General features: G+C 43.7%; 30 protein-coding genes and 1 other annotated feature. Of the genes, 13 read left to right on the top strand and 17 right to left on the bottom strand.

From position 1 onward, the window contains the following. Positions 1-145 precede the first annotated feature (145 nt). Positions 146-748, top strand: a complete 603-nt coding sequence (rpsD, locus tag ACQE26_RS09895) for a 30S ribosomal protein S4 (protein WP_003152406.1) — start codon at positions 146-148, stop codon at positions 746-748. Positions 749-1,106: 358 nt separating this feature from the next. Further along, positions 1,107-2,477 carry an aldehyde dehydrogenase gene (locus ACQE26_RS09890; RefSeq protein WP_500471425.1) on the top strand — a complete coding sequence of 457 codons (1,371 nt, stop codon included), beginning with the start codon at positions 1,107-1,109 and terminating at the stop codon, positions 2,475-2,477. A 137-nt stretch (positions 2,478-2,614) separates the two neighbouring features. Here the strand turns inward: ACQE26_RS09890 and ACQE26_RS09885 are convergent, their stop codons facing one another. From ACQE26_RS09885 to ACQE26_RS09860, 6 genes are all read right to left on the bottom strand, one after another. Beyond that, positions 2,615-3,172, bottom strand: coding sequence for an SMI1/KNR4 family protein (locus ACQE26_RS09885; protein WP_500471424.1), 558 nt, complete (start codon positions 3,170-3,172; stop codon positions 2,615-2,617). Positions 3,173-4,339: 1,167 nt separating this feature from the next. Further along, positions 4,340-5,020, bottom strand: a complete 681-nt coding sequence (locus tag ACQE26_RS09880; protein WP_060964548.1) for a hypothetical protein — start codon at positions 5,018-5,020, stop codon at positions 4,340-4,342. A 23-nt stretch (positions 5,021-5,043) separates the two neighbouring features. Continuing rightward, the gene (locus ACQE26_RS09875; RefSeq protein WP_017418372.1) at positions 5,044-5,220 is read right to left on the bottom strand and encodes a hypothetical protein; all 177 of its coding nucleotides are present in this window, start codon (positions 5,218-5,220) and stop codon (positions 5,044-5,046) included. A gap of 267 nt (positions 5,221-5,487) precedes the next feature. Then, positions 5,488-5,811, bottom strand: coding sequence for a hypothetical protein (locus ACQE26_RS09870; RefSeq protein WP_500471423.1), 324 nt, complete (start codon positions 5,809-5,811; stop codon positions 5,488-5,490). 325 nt (positions 5,812-6,136) lie between these two features. After that, complete coding sequence (locus ACQE26_RS09865) at positions 6,137-6,325, bottom strand: hypothetical protein (protein WP_500471421.1); 189 nt, start codon at positions 6,323-6,325, stop codon at positions 6,137-6,139. A gap of 227 nt (positions 6,326-6,552) precedes the next feature. Then, positions 6,553-7,053 carry a DUF4944 domain-containing protein gene (locus ACQE26_RS09860; protein ID WP_438420393.1) on the bottom strand — a complete coding sequence of 167 codons (501 nt, stop codon included), beginning with the start codon at positions 7,051-7,053 and terminating at the stop codon, positions 6,553-6,555. Between the two features lie 85 nt (positions 7,054-7,138). On the opposite strand from ACQE26_RS09860, the gene ACQE26_RS09855 reads away from it, so the two are divergent. Together ACQE26_RS09855 and ACQE26_RS09850 are read left to right on the top strand one after the other, a co-directional pair. Further along, a complete protein-coding gene (locus tag ACQE26_RS09855; RefSeq protein ID WP_500471419.1) occupies positions 7,139-7,399 on the top strand; it encodes a hypothetical protein in 261 nt (86 codons plus the stop codon). Further along, positions 7,383-8,186 (top strand): amidase domain-containing protein, encoded by an 804-nt coding sequence (locus tag ACQE26_RS09850; protein ID WP_500471417.1) that lies wholly within the window; start codon positions 7,383-7,385, stop codon positions 8,184-8,186. The genes ACQE26_RS09855 and ACQE26_RS09850 overlap by 17 nt, the downstream gene beginning before the upstream one ends. 568 nt (positions 8,187-8,754) lie before the next feature. Here ACQE26_RS09850 and hmpA read toward each other — a convergent pair. Beyond that, positions 8,755-9,945 (bottom strand): NO-inducible flavohemoprotein, encoded by a 1,191-nt coding sequence (hmpA, locus tag ACQE26_RS09845; RefSeq protein ID WP_500471415.1) that lies wholly within the window; start codon positions 9,943-9,945, stop codon positions 8,755-8,757. Positions 9,946-10,190: 245 nt separating this feature from the next. Between hmpA and ACQE26_RS09840 the strand changes: the two genes are divergently transcribed. The 3 genes from ACQE26_RS09840 to ACQE26_RS09830 all read left to right on the top strand — a co-directional run bounded on the left by ACQE26_RS09840 (position 10,191) and on the right by ACQE26_RS09830 (position 11,382). Next, complete coding sequence (locus ACQE26_RS09840; RefSeq protein ID WP_060964544.1) at positions 10,191-10,418, top strand: hypothetical protein; 228 nt, start codon at positions 10,191-10,193, stop codon at positions 10,416-10,418. A gap of 178 nt (positions 10,419-10,596) precedes the next feature. Then, on the top strand, positions 10,597-11,106 hold the full coding sequence (gene yraA / locus ACQE26_RS09835) for a cysteine protease YraA (RefSeq protein WP_060964543.1): 510 nt from the start codon (positions 10,597-10,599) through the stop codon (positions 11,104-11,106). A gap of 147 nt (positions 11,107-11,253) precedes the next feature. Next, positions 11,254-11,382 (top strand): hypothetical protein, encoded by a 129-nt coding sequence (locus ACQE26_RS09830; protein WP_256076118.1) that lies wholly within the window; start codon positions 11,254-11,256, stop codon positions 11,380-11,382. Positions 11,383-11,397: 15 nt separating this feature from the next. On the opposite strand, the gene ACQE26_RS09825 is transcribed toward ACQE26_RS09830, so the two are convergent. From ACQE26_RS09825 to ACQE26_RS09815, 3 genes are all read right to left on the bottom strand, one after another. Next, positions 11,398-12,153 (bottom strand): SGNH/GDSL hydrolase family protein, encoded by a 756-nt coding sequence (locus ACQE26_RS09825; protein ID WP_438420398.1) that lies wholly within the window; start codon positions 12,151-12,153, stop codon positions 11,398-11,400. A gap of 168 nt (positions 12,154-12,321) precedes the next feature. Continuing rightward, entirely contained in the window at positions 12,322-12,705 is a 384-nt protein-coding gene (locus ACQE26_RS09820) for a CotG/ExsB N-terminal domain-containing protein (protein WP_500471413.1), read from the bottom strand. 160 nt (positions 12,706-12,865) lie between these two features. Beyond that, on the bottom strand, positions 12,866-13,738 hold the full coding sequence (locus tag ACQE26_RS09815; RefSeq protein ID WP_060964540.1) for a cation diffusion facilitator family transporter: 873 nt from the start codon (positions 13,736-13,738) through the stop codon (positions 12,866-12,868). Positions 13,739-13,957: 219 nt separating this feature from the next. Between ACQE26_RS09815 and ACQE26_RS09810 the strand changes: the two genes are divergently transcribed. The 3 genes from ACQE26_RS09810 to ACQE26_RS09800 all read left to right on the top strand — a co-directional run bounded on the left by ACQE26_RS09810 (position 13,958) and on the right by ACQE26_RS09800 (position 15,887). Then, positions 13,958-14,764: a TrmB family transcriptional regulator gene (locus ACQE26_RS09810; protein WP_016938558.1), complete on the top strand. Its 807-nt coding sequence runs from the start codon at positions 13,958-13,960 to the stop codon at positions 14,762-14,764. Between the two features lie 71 nt (positions 14,765-14,835). Next, positions 14,836-15,567, top strand: a complete 732-nt coding sequence (locus ACQE26_RS09805) for an AzlC family ABC transporter permease (protein WP_500471412.1) — start codon at positions 14,836-14,838, stop codon at positions 15,565-15,567. After that, positions 15,564-15,887, top strand: a complete 324-nt coding sequence (locus ACQE26_RS09800) for an AzlD domain-containing protein (RefSeq protein ID WP_016938556.1) — start codon at positions 15,564-15,566, stop codon at positions 15,885-15,887. Before ACQE26_RS09805 ends, ACQE26_RS09800 begins: the two co-directional genes overlap by 4 nt. 41 nt (positions 15,888-15,928) lie before the next feature. Here the strand turns inward: ACQE26_RS09800 and sr7p are convergent, their stop codons facing one another. From sr7p to acsA, 3 genes are all read right to left on the bottom strand, one after another. Continuing rightward, complete coding sequence (gene sr7p / locus ACQE26_RS09795) at positions 15,929-16,054, bottom strand: small protein SR7P (protein WP_342008031.1); 126 nt, start codon at positions 16,052-16,054, stop codon at positions 15,929-15,931. 119 nt (positions 16,055-16,173) lie between these two features. After that, entirely contained in the window at positions 16,174-17,439 is a 1,266-nt protein-coding gene (gene tyrS / locus ACQE26_RS09790; protein ID WP_500471409.1) for a tyrosine--tRNA ligase, read from the bottom strand. Between the two features lie 50 nt (positions 17,440-17,489). Next, positions 17,490-17,722: a binding site (T-box leader), on the bottom strand. A gap of 55 nt (positions 17,723-17,777) precedes the next feature. Next, positions 17,778-19,496: an acetate--CoA ligase gene (acsA, locus tag ACQE26_RS09785; RefSeq protein WP_016938553.1), complete on the bottom strand. Its 1,719-nt coding sequence runs from the start codon at positions 19,494-19,496 to the stop codon at positions 17,778-17,780. 158 nt (positions 19,497-19,654) lie between these two features. Here acsA and ACQE26_RS09780 point away from each other — a divergent pair, with 158 nt between their 5' ends. The 3 genes from ACQE26_RS09780 to ACQE26_RS09770 are packed head-to-tail and all read left to right on the top strand — an operon-like array spanning position 19,655 to position 22,119. Further along, positions 19,655-20,287, top strand: a complete 633-nt coding sequence (locus ACQE26_RS09780; protein ID WP_500471407.1) for a GNAT family N-acetyltransferase — start codon at positions 19,655-19,657, stop codon at positions 20,285-20,287. Positions 20,288-20,311: 24 nt separating this feature from the next. Continuing rightward, positions 20,312-20,956 (top strand): acetoin utilization AcuB family protein, encoded by a 645-nt coding sequence (locus ACQE26_RS09775; RefSeq protein WP_500471406.1) that lies wholly within the window; start codon positions 20,312-20,314, stop codon positions 20,954-20,956. After that, positions 20,953-22,119 carry an acetoin utilization protein AcuC gene (locus ACQE26_RS09770; protein ID WP_500471405.1) on the top strand — a complete coding sequence of 389 codons (1,167 nt, stop codon included), beginning with the start codon at positions 20,953-20,955 and terminating at the stop codon, positions 22,117-22,119. The genes ACQE26_RS09775 and ACQE26_RS09770 overlap by 4 nt, the downstream gene beginning before the upstream one ends. A gap of 12 nt (positions 22,120-22,131) precedes the next feature. Here the strand turns inward: ACQE26_RS09770 and motS are convergent, their stop codons facing one another. The 4 genes from motS to ACQE26_RS09750 form a co-directional block, all read right to left on the bottom strand. Beyond that, positions 22,132-22,821: a flagellar motor protein MotS gene (gene motS, locus ACQE26_RS09765; protein ID WP_500471403.1), complete on the bottom strand. Its 690-nt coding sequence runs from the start codon at positions 22,819-22,821 to the stop codon at positions 22,132-22,134. Beyond that, positions 22,811-23,626 (bottom strand): flagellar motor protein MotP, encoded by an 816-nt coding sequence (gene motP / locus ACQE26_RS09760; protein ID WP_500471401.1) that lies wholly within the window; start codon positions 23,624-23,626, stop codon positions 22,811-22,813. The genes motS and motP overlap by 11 nt, the downstream gene beginning before the upstream one ends. A 68-nt stretch (positions 23,627-23,694) precedes the next feature. Beyond that, positions 23,695-24,699: a catabolite control protein A gene (gene ccpA / locus ACQE26_RS09755; protein WP_489202088.1), complete on the bottom strand. Its 1,005-nt coding sequence runs from the start codon at positions 24,697-24,699 to the stop codon at positions 23,695-23,697. Positions 24,700-24,977: 278 nt separating this feature from the next. Beyond that, entirely contained in the window at positions 24,978-26,054 is a 1,077-nt protein-coding gene (locus ACQE26_RS09750) for a bifunctional 3-deoxy-7-phosphoheptulonate synthase/chorismate mutase (protein WP_016938546.1), read from the bottom strand. Positions 26,055-26,183 lie beyond the last annotated feature (129 nt).

Below are 26,183 nucleotides of genomic sequence, written 5' to 3'. Positions count from 1 at the left end.
GTTTGCATTTTGTTCCTTAGCGGTAAGGTGTATCGTGTAACTCTCTGCTGCTGGAGCGAGGATACATGAAAACAAAATGTGCACGGTCGGATCGAACAGACGGTTTTTATTTTCCACAAAATAAAACCAAAGGAGGAGTCACATTATGGCTCGCTATACAGGTCCATCATGGAAACTGTCCCGCCGCTTAGGAATCTCTCTTAGCGGTACAGGTAAAGAATTAGAAAAACGCCCTTACGCACCAGGTCCCCACGGTCCGGGACAGCGTAAAAAACTATCAGAATACGGTTTGCAATTGCAAGAAAAGCAAAAACTTCGTCACATGTACGGTGTAAACGAACGTCAATTCCGCACATTGTTTGACAAAGCTGCAAAAATGACTGGTAAACACGGCGAAAACTTCATGATTCTTTTAGATGCACGTCTTGATAACGTTGTGTACAAGCTTGGTCTTGCGCGCACTCGCCGTCAGGCACGCCAATTAGTTAACCACGGTCACATCCTTGTTGACGGAAGCCGCGTTGACATTCCGTCTTACCAAGTAAAACCTGGTCAAACAATCGGTGTTCGCGAAAAATCAAGAAACCTTTCTATCATCAAAGAATCTGTAGAAGTAAACAACTTCGTTCCTGAGTACCTTACTTTCGACGCTGAAAAGCTTGAAGGTACATTCACTCGTCTTCCAGAGCGCTCTGAGCTTGCTCCGGAAATTAACGAAGCGCTTATCGTTGAGTTCTACTCTCGTTAAGTAAAATGCTCTTTAAAGAGCATTGGATTAGACCCTAGAAATGTTGTTATATCAACATTTCTAGGGTTTTTCTTTTGGGCTGTCAGAATGGTGGACAGATGCCCCCTCTCTTTATTAAAAAAAGCCCCTGTCCGGGGCTTTTTTATGTGCCAACTGGCTTTTCAGCTACATGTACATTAGAAAACCCCATAATGCCTGCAACAGATAATGCCGCAAAAAGAATTCTCTTTTTCATCAAATTCCTGCCGCAAACGCAGAAATGAGTTTGTTATTTTTTTTGACACACCATAAGCATTTGACAGGCAGGAGCGATTTTTTACATAATGAATCATCATACCTTATAAAAAGGAGAGACGGAATGAACAGCATCCCCTCTATCGTCAGCAATCACAAAACCTATTTTGCAGCGGGACATACGAGACCGCTTGAATCGAGACTGAACATTTTGCAGAAGCTGAAACAAGCCGTCAAAACTCATGAAGCCGATCTCATAGCCGCTCTCTACCAGGATCTCCACAAATCTGAGCAAGAAGCGTACTCAACAGAAATCGGAATCATCTTGGAGGAAATCAGCTTTGTGATGAAGCGGCTGGGAAAATGGATCAAACCGAAACGAGTCAAAACACCACTGACTCACCTAGGCTCGAAAAGCATCATCATCCCTGAGCCATATGGAACCGTTTTGGTGATTGCGCCTTGGAATTATCCCTTGCAGCTGGCGCTTTCACCCTTGATTGGAGCCATTGCGGCCGGAAACACAGTCATTCTTAAACCGTCAGAATATACGCCGGCGGTTTCCGCTGTTCTTTCCAAACTCATCAGCAGCGTTTTTCCGACCGATTATGTCGCTATGGCGGAGGGCGGGCCCGACGTCAGCACGGTGTTATTACAGCAGCCCTTTGACTATATTTTCTTCACAGGAAGCGTTGCCGTGGGAAAAATCGTCATGGAGGCCGCCGCCAAACAATTAATTCCCGTTACCTTGGAGCTCGGCGGCAAAAGTCCCTGCATGGTCCATAAGGATGCTGATATACAGATTGCCGCCAAACGCATCGTCTTCGGGAAATTTACAAATGCGGGACAAACCTGCATCGCACCGGATTATTTATTTGTCCACCAAGATATCAAAACGAAGCTCATAGAAGAAATGAAGCGTGCGATCAGTGAATTTTACGGCCCTCAGCCTGAACAAAATCCGCAGTACGGCAAAATCGTCAGTAAACGCCACTATCAACGGCTGCTCAGCTTTCTGAATGATGGCGTCCCGCTTACAGGAGGACAATTTAATCCTGATCAATACAAAATAGCGCCGACGATTCTAGATCAAGTGAAGGATGACTCTCCAGTGATGCAGGAGGAGATTTTCGGGCCGATTCTTCCGCTGTTTACATACAGCGATATCGATGAAGTCATCGAGAAAGTCCAATCACGCCCAAAGCCGCTCGCTCTTTATGTCTTCACAACAAACAAAGGAATCGAGCGAACTGTTTTAGAGAATCTGTCATTTGGCGGCGGCTGTGTCAATGATACGTTAATGCACGTCGCAACACCGTATTTGCCATTCGGCGGCGTCGGGGAAAGCGGCATCGGCAGCTATCACGGATTTGACAGCTTTAACACGTTTACGCACAAAAAAAGCGTCGTCAAACAAACGAACCGCTTCGACTTCGCTTTCCGTTATCCTTCTTCCAAAAACGGGCTGCGAATGATTCGGAAAATACTTAAATAAAAAAGCGCAGAGTATCTGCGCTTTTTATAAATCCTCTATACACCAATTAATCGGTTCGTCTCCTAAATTAAACCTATTTTTAAAAGTTCAAATCGAGGTCTAATAGTAAAAATGAACCAACCCAACTGTAGGAAAGGTTAATCCTCATCACCCTGGTGAGTCCTATAATAATTTTCAGCAGTATAGATATTCCACTCCCAAAAATTTGCTCCTTGAGACATGATATACCTATCTAAAAATATCTCAAAATTAAGTTGCATTGGTTCATACTCAATAAATCCGCGGAACCATAAATAGTTTGGATCTGTGGACATTTTGGTTTTGTCAATTAACAAATAACATCCGTCTAACAGATGTGCGACAGGAATAAACTGAGGCTCTAAAAAACTATTTTGCATATACTTTTCAATCTCTTCTAAATTAAGAATATGCAAACCCCCACCCACATTCTCACCGTAAATCAACAAATCAAATATTCTGGCTCCGTTATGCAATTTTAAAAAGGTTTTATAATCTTCAGGAAGTGAGACTTTTATTTTCTTCTCAAAACTCTCAATCTCCAGATCTGTTGCGCCTTTAGAGAAAGTACATTCTGTTTCTAAAAGAGTTCCTTCATTTCCCAAAATATTCAAGCGGCCTTTTTCATCAATTAATTCTTTTAGACCTTGGAGCGTTTTTTCAACAAAAACTGCCATTGAGCCACCTCTTAGTTATTAATATTTATCCCATCAAGGATTTAATAGGTTTTGGTGCATGTCACGAGGGAGAGGATACAAATTATTAAAGTTATTTTTTCCCCCATACTTTAGCGAAGCACATGGTGAATATCGAATGAACTCCAATTCCACTTCGGATCACCGTATGTGTCGATATACTTCTTTATATAGTTACCTTGATCCGTTCTACTATCCCATTTAGTTCTTTTATCGACAGGTACAACCGGGAAATTTGCTTTAGCCGGTAAAGGCATTGTTTTTTTGCTGTGAGTATTTATTATCTCTGGATACAGCATTGCTATTTTATTCGCAAGAGCAGGAGCCAACGTTCCAGCGGAAGTATCAGGAAGTGAACCTTTCCAGCCGGCTACCGAAGTATGTTGGGACATAAAAAACTTTGTCTTTTTAGGATAATACGACTTTGAATATGATTTACCTGCTTTAATATCCTTCCCTAAAAATTCTCTGTTATGGAGAAAAACCCTTCCATATTTTCCGCTATAAGTGTTACTTACATATAATCGTTTGTTCCTCCTCCCCACCGCTTCTTTCCGGGTGCCTCCTATTGTGGTACTTTAAACAGATCGTTTTATGATTATCAAGATCAAAGCTAGGTTTGGATCCTCCCCTAAAGCAATGCTATGGTGAACCGTATTCGCTTCCGTTATCAATCCACGAGGACGGCACTCACAACACAAATAGCCGTCCCTAATCAGAACGACTTTTCTTACTCGCTTCCAGCGTGCTGTATTATAGATTTTGTCTAATTCGTCACGTTGCCTTGCCATGCTTATTCCTTTTCTGATTTACCTGAACAGACTACACACGATAAACAGAAGCACGTGAGCGAAATAAACCATGACGTCTCAAATCGATGCGCATAAATTGTTTCCATGCATGCTCTATCAACATAAAAAAGCTTCTATGGATAGCTGTTTGGGCGTTGACATCCTTTCAGCCGCACAGCTTAGATTCTTTCCTCATTCCTCAAAGGCTTGACTAATTGTCTTCATGTACTCCCTCCAATATATTCTTTCTAAACCGCCCTCGTCCTCAGACTGTTAACCGCCATTCGTATTTCCGAGATTTATTGGAAGCAGTTTACAGAGAATATAAAAAAGCAGGCTTAAACACCTGCTTTCCCAGTTAGCTATTAGGCAAGTCGATTTTTGTTGGGCTGCTTGTCCAAGGTTTACCCATCGGCTTTTTATGTGCTTTATCTTCAAAAAATTGAGTTGTAGTATATTGATACCATGAGTTAGTCATTGCACCTTTTTCATACAAATCATATTTGTAATAAGCATCAGGGATTCGTTCTTTAGTCCAGTAAGCAAACAAGACACCTGCAGCCTTAGCACCCCAACCAAGCCCAGGAATTGTTCCAAATAAAGATCCCACTAAGGTGATTGCATTTTTAGACTCTTTTGTATGGCCAGACACCGTTCCAACATACTTATATCCTGCCTTTGGTTTCGCGGCCATTGTTGTGAATGTATCTGTCGCTGATGAATTTTGAGTGCCATTTGCTATCTCTGCTTTCTTTTCATCAAAATCATAGTTCAAACCTTTTTGTACTTCACCGTCAACTTTAACAGTATGATCTTTTGCATTAAGCACAGCTTTGTGTTTCTCACCTTGTTTAGCGTATTGAATCTCCACTAGTTTGCCATCATCCTTAATTACTTCACTTGTGATTTTAAAATCCTTATTTAACTGTTCATAGGAAGGTGCTTGAATGCTTTTAGCAAACGCAGAACTTGTTGGTAAAACTGTACCTGAAGCGATTGACGCAGCCAAAACCCCGGTCAAAATTTTTTTCCTGTTCACTTACTAATCCCCCTTAACGCACCCTAAGAATCAGCCCGACTGACTAACTGTTTGACTTTATACGCGATAACAGCAAGATAAATCACGATAATACAAATCAACGCACCTGTTCCAAAATTAGTTTGCGAAAATAAGTAAACACTTACCCCACCGAAAATAATGTACATAATAATGTCAAAGATAATTTTCTTATTAGTCATTTTGATTTCTCCAATCTGCATAATTCCGGGTGCTTGTTTTTAAGTACACCCACATTTTATAAAACATGAAATATTTTGTCTACTTACAACTTTCTAACAATTTGTTTTTTCTTGTACTAGCTGTAAAGATACTGATTTATTAAAAACATGTTAACACATTATTAGAGGCGGAAAAATGGTAGAGCATAATAAATGATTCTTATTAACTACATGGAAACAAAATCAGTAAATACCAATGACTGATTTACCGGAAGCAAAAAAGCATCTCTATTCAAGATGCTCCTCAATGTGTAACTTTTTAATCCAATGTTGCAATGCATCATATATTTCTCCTGCTACTACTACGCTTTTATCATTCAGTTTGCCATTGTCCTTCAAAATTTTAAAACATTTATAAATTCTAAGGACTTCGGCAACAAACAAAACATCGTTAATTTTATTGAGTGTATGTTTTACTTCATTGTAAGTGTCAAAGCTAAGTTTGGGTTTTATTTCCAAATAAGTTGATACACTTAATTTGTCTTCTGCCCGCTCCCTAATTGATCTAATTTGTTGCGGACTAATCTTTTTTATATTTTTCGTTATTTCCATTTATAGGAATGACTTTAAATTTCTTGGCTAATTCCTCTTCTTCCTTCTTAACTCTCTCGGCATCCGCATTGGCCTTTTCAATTTGAAGCTTTGCACCTCTCATTGAGCCTAACTAAGCAACACGAGCTGTAATAATTCCGACTAAAATTGTCACCAAGCCGTTTATTATAGCAACTATTATATCTGTGCTCATAATATCATCTCCTCCCTGATATTATCAGTAAAAGAGTATGATATGGAACCATTCACAAATTTTGTCGAACGATTTACCGGACGCAGTTTACAGAGAACATAAAAAAGCCCTCCCGAAGGAGCGCAATTCAAACTAATAATTATTTTTTAATGTTGCCGTTCCTCTACCGAAATCGTATTTTTCATTACATTGCTTACAGTAACAATCAATCTCGATACTTCTGGAACTGGGAATATTTTCTTTTTCGTAAACTACTTGCCCACTTCCACAAGGGCATTTATATTCTTCTCTTATCACATCGCCGATCCCGGCACGTTTCATCCTTTGCCACCCCCATTTCCCCGCCTTTTGGGAAATGCCCTCAGATTGAAACCTATGCATTTATATAAGCATTTCTTTGCAACTTTCGGGAAACAAAAAACGGGCACCAATCAGAGCACAGTAAATCTGTACAATGATCAGTGTCCGCAGGCTTTCCGTCTTGGACTTATTTAATTAAATCTTCTCCCAGTTCAGATTAAGAACTGGTTAGAATAAACTCAATAAATTTAGTGATTAAATATAGTTTTCTTTGAAAGAACGAACTTTTCCGTACTGAATGATTGGTTATCTTGTTTCCATTTCACTTGAACCGTTATCTTAGATCTTTTTAGATCAGATTCTTCTAAGCGTTCTAAAAATGAAAATGATTTTTCTTTAGCTGATCCGTCGCTAGAGGTACCACCTGAATAATCTTTCATAGGGATATCGCTGTTAAAATCTGAAGAATCAAGAAGTGTTTTATTATCTTTCATTATTGTTATGGATTCTATATAAGTTTTATCAGTTTTATCTTTATCGCCAATCCAAAGGATCTCCCCACTGAACTCCTTTGGAGCATCTTCATTCTTTTTAAAGACCACCTCCCAGTTATGATCCTTACTTTTACCTTCCCAGTTAGGATATTCGAGATTGTAATGGTTATAGATTTTTAATGAAAAAAACACTAGGAAAATGATCACCAAAGCAGAAACTGTAAATAAAACGGGCCTTTTATACTCGTTCTTCATAAACAACCTCCAAAAAATGTATTTATTTTCCCTTTAAAAGTAATTACTATATAATAGTACCATAAATACAAAAAAGGAGAAACAAATGAAAAAAGTTGCAATGAGTCTTTTAGTAACATCAGTTTTGAGTTTTACTTTTCTTAATAATGCTCAAGCAGTTGAAGCCACAAATGAGAATTTAACAGTTAAACAAGGGGAAACTGAAGTACAAAAGTACTTAAAATCACAACATTCGAATTATAACATTAATTCTCAGGATTACATTAATTTTCTTCAAAGAATTAATGAAAAAGCTGATGAAATAACAAAATCAGGCTACAATTTTTCTAATGGAAGTCTACTCTGATACTTACTTAGAGGAATTGGCTAAATACGCTGCCAAGGAAGAAAAAAAGGATGAGAATGGTGAAGTAGATCTTGAAAACTTTGACCTTTCTAAAAAAGTGGAAAATGAAACTGTTAAACAAGTACAACAAGAGAATATAAAAAAAGACAAGCAAGCTGAAGAAAAAGTTGAAGAAATCAAAGAGGAATCAGAACAAATTCCTATTGACTACATTGCGAGTACCAACTCCAATTCATTTTTGGTTTCACTCTTAAGCTCTAGCTATAATAGATCAGCGGCCAAAAAATATATGGTTAATAATTGGAATAAGAAGACGAGTAAATATGGATACTATGGGGAAAGTAGTGGTGGAGGAGATTGTACCAACTATGCTTCACAGGTAGTTTTAGCTGGTGGTATGCCTATGAATACCACAGGGTTCAGTTTTAATCGGGGTCACCATAAAACAACTAAAGGTTGGTACAATCAATCAGTACCTAAAAGCTCAGCTAGAACGTATTCAACTTCGTGGACTGTGGTTTCAGATTTCTATTCATATTGGGCAGGAACTAAAAAACACAAAGTCTACAATTTAACGAGCCCCAAGGCTGTTTCCAAATATGTGAAAACAGGTGACGTTATTCAAATGTATTCTAAGTCATCAAAAAAGTGGAAGCATACAGCAGTTATCTATGATGTATATAAAGGATATCCAAGATACTCTGCACATTCAAGTGCACACTTGTATGCACATTTAGAGTTAGACTGGAAACCAAAGTATTATAAATATAGAGTTATCAAATTCTAATCCTAACAAAAATTGAACTAGTTGCTGAAGTGTGACTGGTTCTTTTTTTCTAAAAAACAAATTAGAGATGAGTTATTGAATACTATCTATTATGAAGTAGAAAGAGGAATATTCTGTGTACAAATATTCTTTTTGGTGCTTTCAATCCAGTCTGTTTGAGTGAGATTTAACGTATAGTATGTTGCAATCCAAATTAATTATCGTTCGTATAGTACTTGCCATTGGCGAGATAGTGATTTTATATTACGGAATCACGAGGAAATAGAGAAAGCAGGGACTCATCCTGCTTTCCCTATTTCTTCTATTGCATACTGCACATGGCTTTTTTTCTGCTGATAAGACGCTCCCTATTTTCACGCTATTTCCTCCTCAGCGCCAACAGGCTTTCCGTCTTGGACTTATATTCAATAAGACAATTCACCTCCATCCCCTTTAATGCGGGTGACCTTACCCTGATTTGTATCTTTGTTTCCCTGTATGTGGGCAGCGGAACCTTCCTTGCAAGAGAATAAAAAAAGCACCCAATCCGGGTGCTTCATACATTAAAATCCTCGTCTTCCTTCTTTCATCACACCATACTCAGCTGCGGTTCGAATAATTCATAGTGAATCGATTCCGGCGGTGCATTGAATTCGGAAATCAGCTTTTTCATTGCCTTAATGAATGATGGTGATCCGCATAGATAAAAATCAGCATCTTTTTCTGTCATGACTTCTTCTAACAGCTGTTTGTCAATCCGGTCTTCCCGAAAATGAATGTTTTCTGAGCGGTCTTGTTCGGACGGGTCGCTGTAAATAAAGACGGTGGCAACGGATGAGTGTTCAGCGGCTTCTTCAGCTTCATGACGCAGCGCATGATACTCTCCGCTCCTTGCCGCATGGATAAAGAGAACATTTCGCTGCGGCTGGGTTTTGGCAACCGTCTTTAACATGCTGATCATCGGGGTAATTCCGACACCGGCACTGATGAGAACCAGATTCTTTTTGGAATCAGGATCTAATACGAAGTCACCGGCCGGAGCGCTGATCTCAATTGAATCCTTTTCATGTAATTGGTCATGCAGATAAGAGGAAACAACCCCTTCTTTTTTAACGGAAATCCGGTAATAATCTTTACCGGACACATCGGACAAGCTGTACTGGCGGATATGTGTATAACCCGTATCCGGAATGTATACTTTTATACTGATATATTGTCCCGCTTTGAATTCGGGGAGAACTTGTCCGTCTTCCGGTTTTAAATAAAAAGACATGATCTCTTTGCTTTCTTTTACTTTTTTATCAATTTTAAACGCCTTATAGTCTTTCCAGCCGCCTTTTTGTGTTTCCGCTTGTTCATACATTTCCTTCTCAATATCGATAAATGCGTCTGCAATGACGCCGTATGCTTTTTCCCATGCCTGAATGACCTCAGGAGAAGCTCCGTCTTTTAACACATCCTTTATCGCGATTAACAAGTACTTGCCAACGATTGGGTAATGCTCGGGCTTAACTCCGATACTCCGGTGTTTTTGGCTGATTTGTTTAACGACGGAAACGATGTTTTCCAAGCGGTCAATATTGGCGGCGGCCGCGATCACAGCATTCGACAAAGCTGTACGCTGGGTTTTTTTCTTTTGATTCGTCTGATTAAAGACATTCAGCAGCTCAGGGTGATGCTGAAACAGCAGGTCATAAAATCGTCCTGTGATTTCTTCACCGTGCTCTTCCAAGACCGGCACTGTGCTTTTAACGATTTCAATAGTTTTTTCATCGAGCATTCAGAAATCCCTCCAAAGATGTCAGCATCTCGTTGAACTGAGAAAAGAATTATGTTGAATTCTTTTTTATAAATTTCCCTGATTAAAAAGCGTTAGCCATCCCAATTTGAAGCGAATTCAGGAAAAACCATACAGATACTATCCGCTCTTATTGCAAACTGCAAAAATGTGGACTTGCCGTGGTGTACTTGTCCGATGCAAAATCCCCCTTGTCAGCATTTAATAAAGTACGGGAGGTGAGATGAATGGGTAAAAAATCGAAAGTATATTACTGTGACCCTAAGTATATTGTGACTGACACGTATACTGACAAAGAAGTGGTTTACGTCCATCCCATCAAACACATTAAAAGAGAGCATATCCGTTATGTTCCCCGCCACGTATATCAGGAAGAAACAATTCATGAGGTTATTGATCCGGGCGATCCCGGGAAATGCGGATGTAAAAAGCATAAAAAAAGACACAAAAAGTAATCGGTTCGATTTCTTGCCTTATCTCAGGTTAAACACGCAAGTTTCAGCAGGCCTCCGTACCTTTTGGCTCCTCTTTTTCAGAGGGGTCTTTTTTATGCTTATCTTCAAGCAAATACGTTGAGAGAGAGCGATCTGCCTGATATCCTTGTCATATACAAACTACACAGGAGGCATGATGATGAGCAAAAAAATCGCAGTTCTGATAACAGACCAATTCGAGGATATTGAATATACAAGCCCGGCAGAAGCATTTAAAGAAGCAGGCCACAGCGTGGTGACAATAGATTTGGAAGCAGGGAAAGAAGTGACGGGCAAGCACGGTGAGAAAGTTAAGATCGATCAAGCGATTTCAGACGCAGACGCCAAGGAATTCGATGCGTTATTAATCCCTGGAGGCTTTTCACCGGATCTGCTTCGCGGAGATGATCGCCCGGGTGAATTTACTAAAGCATTCGTGGAAAATCAGAAACCCGTTTTTGCGATCTGCCACGGCCCGCAGCTGCTGATTGATACCGACCTTCTGAAAGGGAAAGATATCACGGGATACCGCAGCATCCGCAAAGACTTAATCAATGCCGGCGCCAATTATAAAGATGAAGAAGTCGTTGTCAGCCATAACATCGTAACAAGCAGAACACCTGACGATTTGGAAGCCTTTAATCGCGAATCATTGAATCTGCTGAAATAAGCGAATAAAAATGCACAGACCCGTTTCAGTCTGTGCATTTTTTTATGGATTTATAAAGAAACACCAATAGTTAGACCTATTCTCTTCCTCATCCATAATAAGTAAAATAAAGAGTGGGTTTTTCAACACCCGATGGGAGGTTCGCTTATGTGGATAATCATTTTTCTGCTTATCATTTTAATCGGTTTTACCGGAAATATCGTCTCGCTTTTAAGAGCGCAACGGCGTGCATCTCAAAGAATGATTGAGCTTTTAGAAGAGAAAAGCCGAAAATAACCTTTCAGTGCTGTTTCATCCGTAATAATAATAAAAATTTCGGCAGATTTCCTGAAAGATGATTTGATGCCCTGTCTCGTTCGGATGAAGGCCTTCTGACATGCACATTTTACGGAAAGCGGGATTATACGGGTCGATGAGATCTGTATCAAATAGGTCGGCATACGGTACAGAAAGCAGGGTACAGGCTTCTTTCTGGGCTTTCACATAGTCAGCCAGCTTCAAACCCAGTTTATTTTTATCAGTATCACGGCGGACGATTTTTCCGTTTGACATTTTCGCTTGTTTCGTCGGGGTCACTGCAATGATGCTCGCGCCTTTATTTCTGCTGCGGAGCTGCTGAATGACTTGGCAGAAACCTCCGTAAAATGAAGTGATATCTTTTTCATCTGTGCCGATGGGGATGTGGCCGCACCAATCATCATCTGTTCCCTGCACAATAATGACATCTTGTCCCGACGTTTTAAGTGATTGCTGATAAATGTTATCGTTTCCGTTGTTGCTCATATTGACGCCGCTGACAGACAGATTGGTGATTTCGGCGTTTGTCCGGTCTTTCAGAATGTCACCAAAGCTGTATTTCGCACGCAGCCCCCGGGCGACGCTGTCACCTAAGATCGCGATTTTCGAAGCCTTCCGCAGCCTGCTTATGCTGATGAAGTCAACGCTGATATGCCCGCTGTCCGTGATATGCAAAAGCTTGCTGCTGATATCCTGCGAATAGATTGTTTTTCCTTCAGGGTCTTGATACATTTCCTCATTCAGCTTCATTCGGCGTCATCCCTTCCTGTTTTATCCTTCGGCATGTTGTTCAAAAATCAAAAACGGACACGAACAAACAGCGTCATGTTGTCAGTTCAGTGTCCGCAGGTAATACTGGAGTTTTTATCCAGTCCCTTTATTGCCATTATAGCAGATCATCTATCATCGTTTCTACAGTCAGCATTTAAAACAGCGTTTGCGGGAAGAGCGGCGTTTCTTTTGGGACCGTCTTGTGCGATGTGTCCGTTTTTTGCTGCGTGAGCGGTGTGTCCGGTGTGTCCGTTTTTTGCTGCGTGAGCGGTGTGTCCGGTGCGTCCGTTTTTTACTGCGTGAACGGTGTGTCCGGTGCGTCCGGTGCGTCCGTTTTTGGCTGCGTGAACGGTGTGTCCGGTGCGTCCGTTTTTTGCTGCGTGAACGATGTGTCCGGCGTGTCCGTTTTTGGCTGCGTGAACGGCGCTTACATTTTCCGGAAACCGGTTCTTGGTGCAAATACTCTCCTAAACCTTCTCGATGAGCAACGGCGACTCCATGTTCAATCTCTTTAACAGAAATAGCGTTCAATCGTATTCACCTCCCTTTTTCTTTACACCATAACGTATGAAATGAACGTCTCTCTTGTATAAGCTTCTCTCTCAATCCGTGATAGAAATAGTCATTTACATAACAAAAAGACCCGTATAAACGGGCCTTTCTGGTTAAAACGCAAAATACAAGAACTGATTTATTTCTTCCTTTCACTCTCCGGCTCGGCATGAATCATCACCTGTGCTTGTTTAAATTCATCCGTAATATCCCTTTCAATGCGGTCACACAAGTCATGCACATCTTTAATCGTCACGTGAGACGCCACGACCATGTGAAAATCAATATACTCCTGCGGGCCGGACCGCCTTGTGCGAAAATCGTGAATTTCAATAAATTCGTGATGGAATGTTTCGATAATCTTTAAAATTGTTTTTTCTTCCTCTGCTGACAAACGGGTGTCAATTAGCGGCGGAAATGCTTCTTTCATTAACTTAAACGCTTCATATATGATATACACCGCCAGCACCATACCTATGATCGGATCAAGTATGTACCACTTCGTTAATGTAACGACCAAAAGGCTTGCCGCTACGCCTAATGAGGTGTACACGTCAGTCAGTAAGTGCAGGGCATTTGATTTCATTGCCACGGAATTAACCTTTACAGCTTCTCTTTTTACTAATTTCGAGACGATCAAATTAATGAGAGCTCCCGCAAGCATCACAACGATTCCCAATACCGGCAGATGAACAGGCTCCGGGTTTACCAGTTTTTGAACGCATTCATATATCATCCAAATCCCCGCCGCAAAAATCAGCATTGTTTCGATCGTTCCGGACAGATTCTCGACCTTTCCATGGCCGTACGGATGCCCTGTATCAGCCGGCTTTTTTGAAATCCTGACGGAAATAAAAGCGATGAAGGCGGCGATCAGATCTAAAAAAGAATGAATGGCTTCGGAAAGTATTGCGACAGACCCGGTTACCATGCCTACCGCTATTTTGAGCATGACGACCAGAGAATTGCTTATCACTGATAAAAAAGCGATTTTAGAGGTGTTTTCCACCATGATCCTCCTCATTTTGACTTCTTGAATTTATCGTACCAAACGGCATCCGTGTGGGTCTACGGCAACGTTTTTCACAAGAGCCATACAAGTAACTCGCCCCAAAATAAGTTGGAAAGCGGAAACACAGCCGAATTGTTCTTTCAGCACTCAAGTCCCATTGACAACATACAACCGCTTACATTATAGTAGTTTCATGAATAACCACTATGGAGGATGTTTATGGAGGATGTTCTGAAAGAACTGCAGAAATTCGGATTTTCTCAATACGAATGCAAAGCATATATCGGCTTATTGAAACACTCGCCTGTTACCGGGTATGAAATCAGTAAAAGGTCAGGCGTCCCCCGCTCAATGATCTATGAAGTATTGGGGAAATTAGTTGATAAAGGCGCTGTCCATATTGTGCCGTCTGATCCGGTTACATATGCCCCGCTGGCCGGAAAGGAATTAATCGACCGGCTGCGGCATGACTTCGAGAGCTCCTTCGGCTATCTTGAAGAGAAATTATTGGCGCTTGAAAGCGAGCAGGAGATGAATGTCATCCGCCGCATCAGCACAAATGATCATGTCATCAATGAATTGAAGGATATGATTGAAAAAGCCGAGGAAGAGTTGTGGCTGTCTGTCTGGGAACAGCAGATTCCCTTTATTCAAGAGGCCGTTAACAAACGCGCCGCCGAAAAATTGCCCGTCTTTTCGATTGTGTTCGGCCCTCCGGAAGTAAAGCTCGGAAATACGACACATCATAATATGTCTCCTGAAGTGGCGGAAAAACGCATGGGCGGAAGATTAACGATAGCAGCACGGGATAATAAAGAAGTCTTAATCGCCAATTTTTCCCCGCAGACGAATGCCTGGGCCATTAAAACAGAAGATCCCGCTCTCGTTCTCGTGGCCATGGAATATATGAGGCATGACCTGATGTTTGCGGAGCTTGTGAAAGAAGTCGGAGCTGAAAAAGTTGAAGGTCTGATGAAACAAAACCATTCTTTATTTCATGTCGTCACCGGAAATCGGTTCATTTAAATGTGAACCGTATTTTCTTTGATTTTTTAATTAGTCGTTATCATTATAATCTCTAAGGAAGGAGTATAAAAATGATTAACACAGAAGTGCAAAAAACAGCCGTTTCCCGGGAAATGAACGATACGTTTTTACAGGGGGTGCGGGATTGTGTGCCTACACTGCTGGGCTATATGAGTGTCGGTTTTGCTTTTGGCATTGTTGGCGTTGCTTCACACCTCAGTATTCTTGAAATTTGTTTGTTATCCTTGCTGGTCTATGCCGGCGCCGCCCAATTTATTATTTGCTCACTCCTTGTTTCCGGGAGTCCGATTTCTGCCATTATTTTAACGACGTTCATCGTCAATCTGCGGCACCTGCTCCTGAGCCTGACCATCGCGCCTTATTTCACAAAATACTCTTTGGTGAAAAATATCGGCTTCGGTGCTTTGCTTACTGACGAATCTTTCGGAGTAGCGGTGAACAAGGCGGTTCAGAACGGCAGGCTGTACGATAAGTGGATGAACGGCCTCAATATAACCGCCTATGCGTGCTGGGTTATTTCTTGTGTGATGGGCGGGCTTCTCGGACAATGGATATCTGATCCTTACGCTCTCGGTCTGGACTTTGCTTTGCCCGCTATGTTTGCGGCGCTTTTGGTGCTGCAATTGCAGTCGTCCGCGTCGGAAAAGCTGAAACACAGCCTCTCCCTTATTGTCTATATGATCATTTTTATGATCTTGTTATCGTATTTCGTCCCGTCACACATCGCGGTCATCGTCTCAACCGTAATTGTGGCAACAATCGGGGTGGTGACGGACAAATGAGCATCAGCACGCAAATGATCTGGATTATACTCGGCTGCATGATTGTTACGCTTGTGCCGCGCATTGTTCCGTTTATATTTGTCCGGAACATTCAGATGCCGGAATTGGCTTTAAAATGGCTCTCCTTTATTCCGCTTTGCATTTTGACCGCCTTGGTAACGGAAAGCATGATCGTAAAAACAAACAGCACTTTGACCTTTGATTGGAAAGCAATGATCGTCCTCATCCCGACATTGCTTTGCGCGATGCGGACGAAAAGCTTATCCATCACGGTCATTACAGGCGTCGTGCTGATGGCCGCCGTCAGACTGATATGGTGACAAACAAAAGCCTCCATTCCCAAGGGATGGAGGCTTTTGTTTTATGAGGTCGAATTTTCTTCTTCCGCCTCAGTTTCTTCGGCTTTGACTTCGGCGTTCATGCTTTGCTGCTGTTCCCAATGATCCCGCTGCAATCTTTCTTTCGCAATGGTAAACATGAAATTCACGGCGCAGCGCCCCTTCCCTGTTTTTCTTATACTACGTACTGTACTCATTTCCCGGTGCAGTATTCGTAAAACATAAAAAAGCAGCCTGCCGCATTGAGCGGCCGGACTGCTCTTTATTTTCAGTATGTGATCAAGAAGTATTTTTTCTTTCCGCGGCGCAGTACGGTAAATTGATCTTCGATGCGGTCTTCCGCCGTCAGCAGATGACCGATCTCCGTCTGGCGCTCTCCGTTAATGTAAACAGCCCCGTTTTGAATGTCTTCGCGGGCCTGCCGTTTTGAAGGCGACAACTTAGATTCCACAAGCACGTCTACTAAAGACAGTTTTTCAGAGCGGTCTTTTTCAAGTGAAGGCACGTCTTTAAAACCTACCTTGACGTCTTGAGCGGAAAGCTCTTTAATATTGCCGCTGAACAGCGCCTGAGAAATATGAACGGCCTGCTCAAACGCTTCACGGCCGTGTACAAGTACAGTCACTTCTTCAGCAAGGCGTTTCTGCGCTTCCCTTTTCTCTGGAGCCGTCTCGGCTTTTTCAGCATAAGTTTCAATTTCCTCTTTTGATAAGAAAGTAAAGTATTTTAAATATTTGACGACATCACGGTCATCTGTATTGATCCAGAATTGGTAGAATTCATACGGCGATGTTTTTTCTTTATCAAGCCAAATCGCGCCGCCTTCTGTTTTGCCGAATTTCGTGCCGTCAGCTTTTGTGACGAGCGGAATGGTAAGACCGAACGCTTTCGCCCCTTCTTCCTCCGATTTTCTGATCAGTTCAAGACCTGCCGTGATGTTGCCCCACTGGTCACTGCCTCCGATTTGGAGTTTGCAGTTCTTTTCTCTGTACAGATTCAGAAAATCGTAGGATTGCAGGATCATGTAGCTGAATTCCGTGTAAGAAATTCCGGTTTCAATTCTCGAGCTTACAGTATCTTTCGCAAGCATGTAGTTGATTCCGAAGTTCTTTCCGACGTCGCGGAGAAAATCAATGATGCTCATTTTTCCGATCCAGTCAAAGTTGTTCACTATGACGGCTGGGTTTTCTCCTGCATCGAAATCTAAAAATCGGGAAAGCTGATTTTTAATTTTTTGCGACCATTCGACAACGATATCCTGAGTATTTAACGTACGCTCCGCTTTTTTACCGCTCGGATCGCCGATCAGCCCCGTCGCTCCGCCTACAAGCGCAATCGGATGGTGGCCTGCAAGCTGGAAACGGCGCAGTGTCAATATCGGCAGAAGGTGACCGATGTGCAGGCTGTCCGCCGTCGGGTCGAACCCTGAGTATAAACGGATTTTTTCTTCGTTCAGCTGTTTATTCAGTCCTTCTTCATCCGTCATTTGCTGGATTAAGCCGCGGAATGATAAATCTTCTAATAAATTAGTCATTTTGTCTGCTCCTTTGTTTATGGAAATAAAAAACGCCCCTTCGTTTAAAACGAAGGGACGATATAATCGCGGTACCACCCTACTAATAAAAGCATAAAAAAGCTTTTATCACTCTTTTTGATAACGGACCGTGTCCGTTCTTCCACTACTGAAAGCCTTGGAAGGGCTTTGTTCGCAAAAGCGGTTCATGAGTGTATTCGGCATATCCTATGTGCTGATTTTCACCGGCCATCAGCTCTCTGGAACAATCAGATATCCTACTTGTCTCAATCAAAACCTTTTCGTATGAAGCTTACTCATTTTTAACATAAATAAGATGTGATGTCAACGCCGTCTCTTTAATCTTCCATTGTGGACAGATCGCCTGCCGGCAGGTTGAGCTCCCACGCCTTCAGCACACGTCTCATGATTTTTCCGCTCCGTGTTTTTGGAAGTTTATCTTTGAATTCAATTTCCCGCGGTGCGGCATGGGCGGCCAGCCCTTGTTTTACAAAAAGGCGAATGTCCTCCTTCAGCTGATCGGATGGCTCATGCCCTTCTCTAAGCGCGATAAATGCTTTAATAATTTCTCCCCGGACAGGGTCCGGCTTTCCGATAACACCGGCTTCGGCAATCGCCGGATGTTCCACAAGTTTGCTTTCGACTTCAAACGGGCCGACGCGCTCGCCGGATGTCATGATGACATCATCGACTCTGCCTTGGAACCAAAAATAACCGTCTTCATCCATATAAGCTGAATCTCCGGAAACATACCAGCCGCCCGGCATGAAATAAGATTCATATTTTTCTTTGTTATTCCAAATGGAATCCATCATGGACGGCCAGCCCTTTTTAATGGCGAGGTTCCCCATTCGGTACGGCGGAAGCTCATTCCCTTGGTTGTCAACGATCGCCGCTTCCACTCCCGGAATCGGTTTCCCCATTGAACCCGGCTTGATCTCCATGCACGGATAATTGCAGATAAGCTGCCCGCCTGTTTCCGTCATCCACCACGTATCGTGGATGCGCTTGCCGAATACTTTATGTCCCCACTTAATGACCTCCGGGTTTAAAGGTTCTCCGACACTCAGGACGTGACGAAGTGAAGTAAGATCAAATTTGGACGCCATTTCATCTCCGGCGCCCATAAGCATTCTGAAAGCCGTCGGAGCGCTGTACCAGACGCTGACACCGAGCTTTTCAATCGTGCCGTACCAGTTTTCCGGACTGAATCTGCCGCCGACGATCACATTCGCCGCTCCGTTCAGCCACGGCGCAAAAATCCCGTACACCGTCCCGGTCACCCAGCCCGGGTCCGCCGTGCACCAATATATATCGTCCTCTTTAAGATCAAGCACCCACTTGCCGGTCTGGTATTGCTGAATCATGGCTTCATGAACGTGAAGCACGCCTTTAGGCGTTCCTGTTGATCCTGATGTATAGTGAAGCAGGTAGCCGTCTCTTCTGTCCATCCATTCAATATCAAGTCTCGTGCTTTCTCCTTCAGCCGCTTTATCATAATGAATGATTTTATCTCCGGCTTCTTTGCTGCCGCCGACAATGAAGATATGCTCCAGGTCGGGCAGGCTGTCCGCCGGAATCCGTTCAGCCAGTTCAGGTGTTGTTACGACAACCTTGGCCTGGCTGTTCAACAGGCGGTCTTTCACGGCGCCTTCCATAAACGCTTCAAATAAAGGACCGGCAATCGCACCGATTTTAATTGCGCCGAGCATGATAAAATAAAGCTCCGGCGAACGCGGCATGAAAATGAAAACGCGGTCCCCTTTTTCTACGTTTCCATATCGTCTCAGCACATTTCCCGCCCGGTTCGATTCCTCCATCATTTCTTTAAACGTGTATTTTTCTTCCCGGTTTGCGTCCTTGTAATACAGCGCTACTTTGTTTTTGCGAAATGATTCGGCATGACGGTCAATCGCTTCGTACGCGGCATTCAGCTTTCCGGTCTGATGCCAGGAAAACTCCGTCTCGACTTCTTTCCAATCGAAGCTGCGGTATGTTTCCTCATAATTTTGCAGATGATAATTCCCCTTTTCCGCTGGCAACGTTTTCAAATTCATGCAACATCCCCCTTTGCTTATCTATAGACTAATTATAGTAGATGTTCACAGTTTTCTCAATTTTTAAAATATAAATTGCCGTACTATTGAAAACGCTTTATATTTTGTTATGCTTAAAGGAGATGTGTTTTTATTAAGAACCGACAGGCGGTGAATCAGTGAAACATCATAAAACGTACCATTCTTCATCTATTCAGACAGCAGCCGGCCCTCTTTTGGTAGAAGGGCCCGTTCCTCCAGAGGACTTAGCACAGTATGAGTTTCATGAAGGCCTGACAGCCTTTCGCCTTCCTCATGAACAGCACAAAGCGTTAGTCGAAATAGCCGGGCTTCCCGAAGGGCGGATCATCATCGCCAGGGACGGAGAGACGATTATCGGCTATGTGACGTATTTATATCCTGATCCGCTTGAACGGTGGTCTGACGGAAATATGGAAGATCTCCTTGAACTCGGGGCGATCGAGGTCGCTCCCGGCTACAGAGGCTGTTCTGTCGGAAAAACTTTGCTGACTGTCAGCATGATGGATGAACAGATGGAACGGTACATCATCATGACGACAGAATATTACTGGCATTGGGATTTAAAAGGGATGAAAAAAGACGTGTGGGAGTACAGAAAGATCATGGAAAAGATGATGAATGCCGGAGGTCTTGTCTGGTTTGCAACGGATGAACCGGAAATCAGCTCTCATCCGGCCAATTGTCTGATGGCCCGCATCGGCAGGCACGTCAGTCAGGAGTCAATTGAACAGTTCGACAGACTTCGTTTTTATCAGCGATTTATGTATTGACTGACATACAAAGGGGATAAAAAGATGATTGCAGAACAAATCATGAAACGGGACGTCATCACCGTCACAAAAAACGACTCCATAGAAACAGCCGTACATAAAATGAAGGCATATCATATCCGCCATCTCCCTGTCATCGACGAAGAACTGCACGTTGCCGGCATCGTCACAGACAGAGACATTAAACAGGCGGGCCCGGGCAGCTTTGAACAAGAAGACCGCGTCGCGTTTCTGACAAACAAAGTGGAAACCATTATGAAACGGAATGTCATCTGCGCCCATCCGCTTGATTTCGTAGAGGAAATATCGGCTTCTTTCTATGAGCATGGCATCGGATGTCTGCCGATTACGGTAAATCATAAGCTGACGGGCATTTTAACCAAAACCGATGTACTCCGGACCTTTGTCAGCCTGACAGGCGCAGCCCAGCCGGGATCACAGGTGGAAATTCTGGTGACGGATATGACCAAAAGCCTTGCTGATCTCAGCTGTATGTGCCGCGATCTTCAGCTGCAAATCTTGAGCGTGCTCGTCTATCCCCATGATTCCGCCGGGACAAATATACTCGTCTTCCGGGTGAAGACGATGAATCCGCTCCCTTTTATCCGCAGCGTTCATGAAGCCGGGTACAATGTCTTGTGGCCGAAACAATTGAGGGATCAGTCATGAGAGACAGCGTTTTTGTTTACTCGCCTTCTTATCAGACGTATCAATTTCACCAGGATCACCCGTTTAATCAGCAGCGCGTGCTTTTGACATACGAGCTGCTTCAGGCGGCGGACGCGTTTGAAGAGGGAGATATCGCCGCTCCGCGCATGGCTTCTAAAGAAGAGCTGGCACTCGTTCATACAGAGGATTACATACAGGCGGTTGAACTAGCGGGGGCGGGCCGGCTTCCTGCCGCAGAAGGAGAAAGCTACGGGCTCGGAACGGAAGACACCCCTGTTTTTGCCGGCATGCATGAAGCCGCGTCGCTTCTGGTGGGCGGCACTTTAACAGCGGCAGATTATGTCATGACGGGACAGGCGAGGCATGCCTGCAATTTAGGCGGGGGCCTTCACCACGGCTTCCGCGGCAGGGCATCGGGCTTTTGTATTTATAATGACAGCGCCGTGGCCATCCAATACATTCAGAAAAACTACGGAGCAAAGGTGTTATACATTGATACCGACGCTCATCACGGCGACGGCGTTCAATTTATGTTTTACGACAGGTCAGATGTCTGCACAGTTTCATTTCACGAAACCGGGCGTTATTTATTTCCCGGGACGGGACAAGTGCTGGAAAAAGGAAGCGGGCAAGGCTACGGCTATTCTTTTAACATTCCGCTGGACGCTTTCACAGAGGACGATTCCTTTCTTCACGCTTACAAAACGGCCGCTTCAGAAATCGCGGCTTTTTTTAAGCCGGATGTAATCCTGACACAGAACGGAGCGGACGCCCATTATTACGACCCATTGACACACCTGTCCACTACCATCTCCATCTATCAGGAGATTCCCCGGCTTGCTCACTCATTAGCCCATCAACATTGCAGCGGCAGATGGATCGCGGTCGGCGGAGGCGGATACGATATTTGGCGAGTGGTTCCTAGAGCATGGAGCCGTATATGGCTTGAGATGAAAGGGATTGATCCCGGGGAGCGCATACCGCAGAAGTGGATTCATAAATGGCAGAAACACTCGCCCTATACCCTGCCCGCGTTTTGGAGTGACCCTGAACAATTATATCCTCCGATTCCCCGAAAAGAAGAAATATCAGAAAAAAACGCCCAAACCGTGGAAAAAGCGCTTTTTGCCATCCGGTCTGAACAGCGGTATAAAACAAAATAAAAAAAACGACCCTTACGAAGAGGTCGTTTTTTTTATGACAATTTCCACACGGCGGTTTTCATTCATATGACCGGGGCTTTTGTTGTCCTTCACAGGTTTTGTATCCGCGTATCCGACTGAAATAAACCGTTTGGCGGAAAAGTCTTCTTTCGCGGTAAAATACCGGATCACACTCGCCGCTCTTGCAGACGACAGCTCCCAGTTCGACGGGAATTGATAGGTGGAAATCCGGCGGCTGTCCGTATGGCCTTCCACCTGAATGTCATTCGGAATTGTTTTCAAAAGCACTGCGATCTGATGCAGGACTGGTTCGGCGTTTTTCAGCACATCCGCTTTTCCTGTCTGAAACAGAACGGCCTCCTGCAGCACAAGAACCACTCCGCGCTCATCGCGCTTCGCCGTTAATTTGGAACTCAAATGGTGCGATTTTATGTATGTTTTCACGTTCTGCAGCAGCAAATCCTGTTCTTTATTTTCGTTTGCCTTGTCTGATGACACCGGTTCACCCCCGCTGCCATCTGTATGAATCGATGAAACGGCTGATTGAAATTTTTCCGCGTCTATTTGCGACATCGAAAAAAGCAATATAAAGAACACGAGAATGAGCGTGATCAAGTCAGCAAACGTCACCATCCATCTTGGTGAACCGCCGGAATGTTCCGGTTTGTTTCTTCTTTCAAAACGCTCTCTTCTAAGCTTCATGGACAGCGCCCTTTTTCTTGTTCGCAGGCTGCTCTTTACGCCAGTCTTCTCTTGAGCTGAAAACGACGAGCTGACTTTCGAGGTTGCGGGGATTTTTTCCCGATTGGATGCCGACAACCCCTTCGATCATAACCTGTTTGATGAAAATTTCACTTTCCGTTTTTTCTTCAAGCTTTGCCGCGATAGGGATAAACACGAGATTGGCAAGCAGCGCGCCGTACAGCGTCGTCAATAGCGCAACAGCCATGTTCGGCCCGAGGGTATGCGGATCATTTAAATTTTTAAGCATGAGCACGAGTCCGACAAGCGTCCCGATCATTCCCCAGGCGGGCGCGAAATCACCGGCTTTTTCAAAAACGCGCCTTCCTTTTCTGTGTCGTTCTTCCATCGCGGCGATCTCAGAATCCATCACCAGCCGGATCGTTTCTTCGTCCCAGCCGTCAATCGCAAGCAAAAGCCCTTTTTTCAAAAACGGATCCTTAATCTCGCGCGCCCGGTCCTCCAGAGACAGCAGCCCCTGTCTTCGCGCCTGCTCCGCAAGGCTGACGAATACTCTGACAAGGTCCTTCACATTATCATCCTGACGGGAAAATACCTGTTTTAAAACAGAAGGGGTTTTCTTTAAATCCCGAGGCGGAAAGCTGATAAAGACCGCCGCGGCAAGGCCGCCTGTGACGATTAAAAAAGAAGTCAGATCTAAAAATGAACTGATTCCCGTAAGTCCCGTTCCTGAGAGAATTCCGATTGCGACAATAATACATCCTAACATAAATCCAACGGGTGTCAGATAATCAAAACGTTTCATATCTTCTCCTTACTCAAGTAAAAAAGCAAGATTCCACTCCTCAGAGTGAAGCTTGCTTTTCCGTTTTTTTATGACTTTGTTGATTGTCTTAATTCGATGCGGTGAGGCAGCTCAACGATATGCTCTTCAACCGGCTCTTTGTTCATCAGTTTTGTCAAAAGCCTCATCGCCACGGCTCCGATATCGTAAGTAGGCTGCACGACTGTGGAAAGCTGAGGGCGGACCATCAAGCTCAATCTCGTATTGTCAAAACCGATAATATCAAGATCGTCAGGAATCGACAGACCTTGATCCTGAGCCGCATGAATAATGCCGAGCGCCATTTCATCCGTTGCAGAAAGGATTGCCGTCGGCTTCCGCTCAAGGCCCATTAAGCTTTGAAGCGCCTCCATTCCGGAATCATAGGTGTAATCGCCTTCCGCTACGAACTGCTCATTAAACGGGATGCCCGCTTCTTCAAGCGCCCGTCTGTACCCTTGCAGTTTTTTCGAGCGGTTGATCGGCTCTGCCATCGGTCCGGAGACAAATGCGATGTCGCGATGCCCTTTCTCAATGAAAAGCTTAACGGCATCATAAATCGCCTGTTCATAATCAATGGCGACAGAAGGCGTCTCACCCTGTTCTTCCACTGATGCCGCCAATACGATCGGCACAGGAGAGCGCTTAAATTCTTCGACATGCTCGTCCGTAATGTTTCCGCCCATAAATACGATACCGTCCACTTGTTTGCCGAGCATCGTGTTTAACAGGTGCAGTTCCTTCTCGAGGTTTTGGTCCGAGTTGCTTAAAATAATATTATATTTGTACATCGTCGCGATATCTTCAATTCCCCGGGCAAGTTCCGAGTAGAAAATGCTTGAGATATCAGGGATGATGACGCCGACCGTTGTCGTTTTTTTGCTTGCCAGTCCTCTTGCCACCGCGTTCGGGCGGTAGCCGAGCCGGTCAATGGCTTCCAATACTTTTTTTCTGGTCGTCGGTTTTACATTCGGATTGCCGTTTACGACGCGGGAAACAGTCGCCATGCTGACATTTGCTTCTCTGGCCACGTCGTATATCGTAATGTTGCTCACTGAAACCACTCCTTTTACTGGATACACTTATCCTTATCTATAGCATAAACACTTTATGTAAAGAAATGTCGTGCGTTTTCGCATTCTGTCGTTTATGGTTGTAAGCGTAAGTCAGTAGTGTACATTATTTTTCATTATTCATCAAATTTAAATACTTCTCATGAAATTATACACGTTTTTCCCAGTGATGAAAACGTTCACTTCCATTTTATAATTAAATAAAATGAAGAAACGAAAAAGGGCCGCACGAGGCGGCCCTTAAAGAACGGAACACTTTATTATGCTTTTACTTTCACCATCGGCTTTAATTCGTTCAGCCATTTCTCGAATTCAGGTATATCCATCTGCTGCGCAGAGTCTGAAAGGGCAACGGAAGGATCAGGGTGAACTTCGGCCATCACGCCGTCAGCGCCGATCGCAAGCGCAGCTTTTGCTGTCGGAAGCAGGAGATCACGGCGGCCTGTTGAATGTGTGACGTCAACAAACACCGGCAAGTGAGTTTCCTGTTTCAAAATCGGCACGGCAGAAATGTCAAGCGTGTTTCTCGTTGCTGTTTCGTACGTTCTGATTCCGCGCTCACAAAGAATGATTTGGTCGTTTCCTTGTGACATGATGTATTCAGCTGCATTGATGAACTCTGAAATCGTTGCGGCAAGACCGCGTTTTAGCAATACCGGCTTTTTAACCGAACCGGCGGCTTTCAGTAATTCAAAGTTTTGCATGTTACGTGCGCCGATCTGAATGACGTCAATGTAATCAATCGCTTGCTCAATGTGGGCAGGCGTAACGATTTCACTGATCACCGCGAGGTCATATTCATCAGCGACGCGTTTGAGGATTTGCAGGCCTTCTACGCCGAGACCTTGGAAATCATACGGGCTTGTGCGGGGTTTGAACGCACCTCCGCGCAGGATTTTAATGCCTTGTTTTTTCGCAGCGGCCGCTACTTCCGCAACCTGCTCATAGCTTTCTACGGCACAAGGACCGACGATGAATCTCTGATCGCCGTCACCGACTTTTTCGCCTTTAATGTCAACGATCGTATCTTCTGCTTTTTTCTTCCGGGAGACGAGCAACGCTTTGCTGTGATCCTCTTCTTGAAGCTCAAGGCCGGCTTTGAAAATTTCTTTGAAAATATGCTGGATTGTTGAGTTTTCAAACGGGCCGTCATTGCTTTCAATAATGCGGTTAAGCATTGTACGCTCTCTGACAGGGTCAAATCGGTTGACACCCTGTGCTTCTTTGGCTTTACCGATTTCTTTTACAACGGCTCCGCGTTCATTGATTAATTTAAGGATTTGTAAGTTTAGTGCGTCTGCCTGCTGTCTTAGGCTCTCTAATTCCTTGTTGCTCATCTTTTTCATCCCTTCTATGCTATGTTTTATTTTAATGGTTAACATGCATCTTACTACAGTTATGCGAAAATAGGAATATGAAACAATAAATTTCTTCACATTTTACTTTATCACCAAAACGCTTTTAAG

Source organism: Bacillus sp. 5RYD7K (assembly GCF_059831465.1).
The sequence above is the reverse complement of the archived record's forward strand: the minus strand, read 5'-3'. Positions and strand labels throughout refer to the sequence as shown.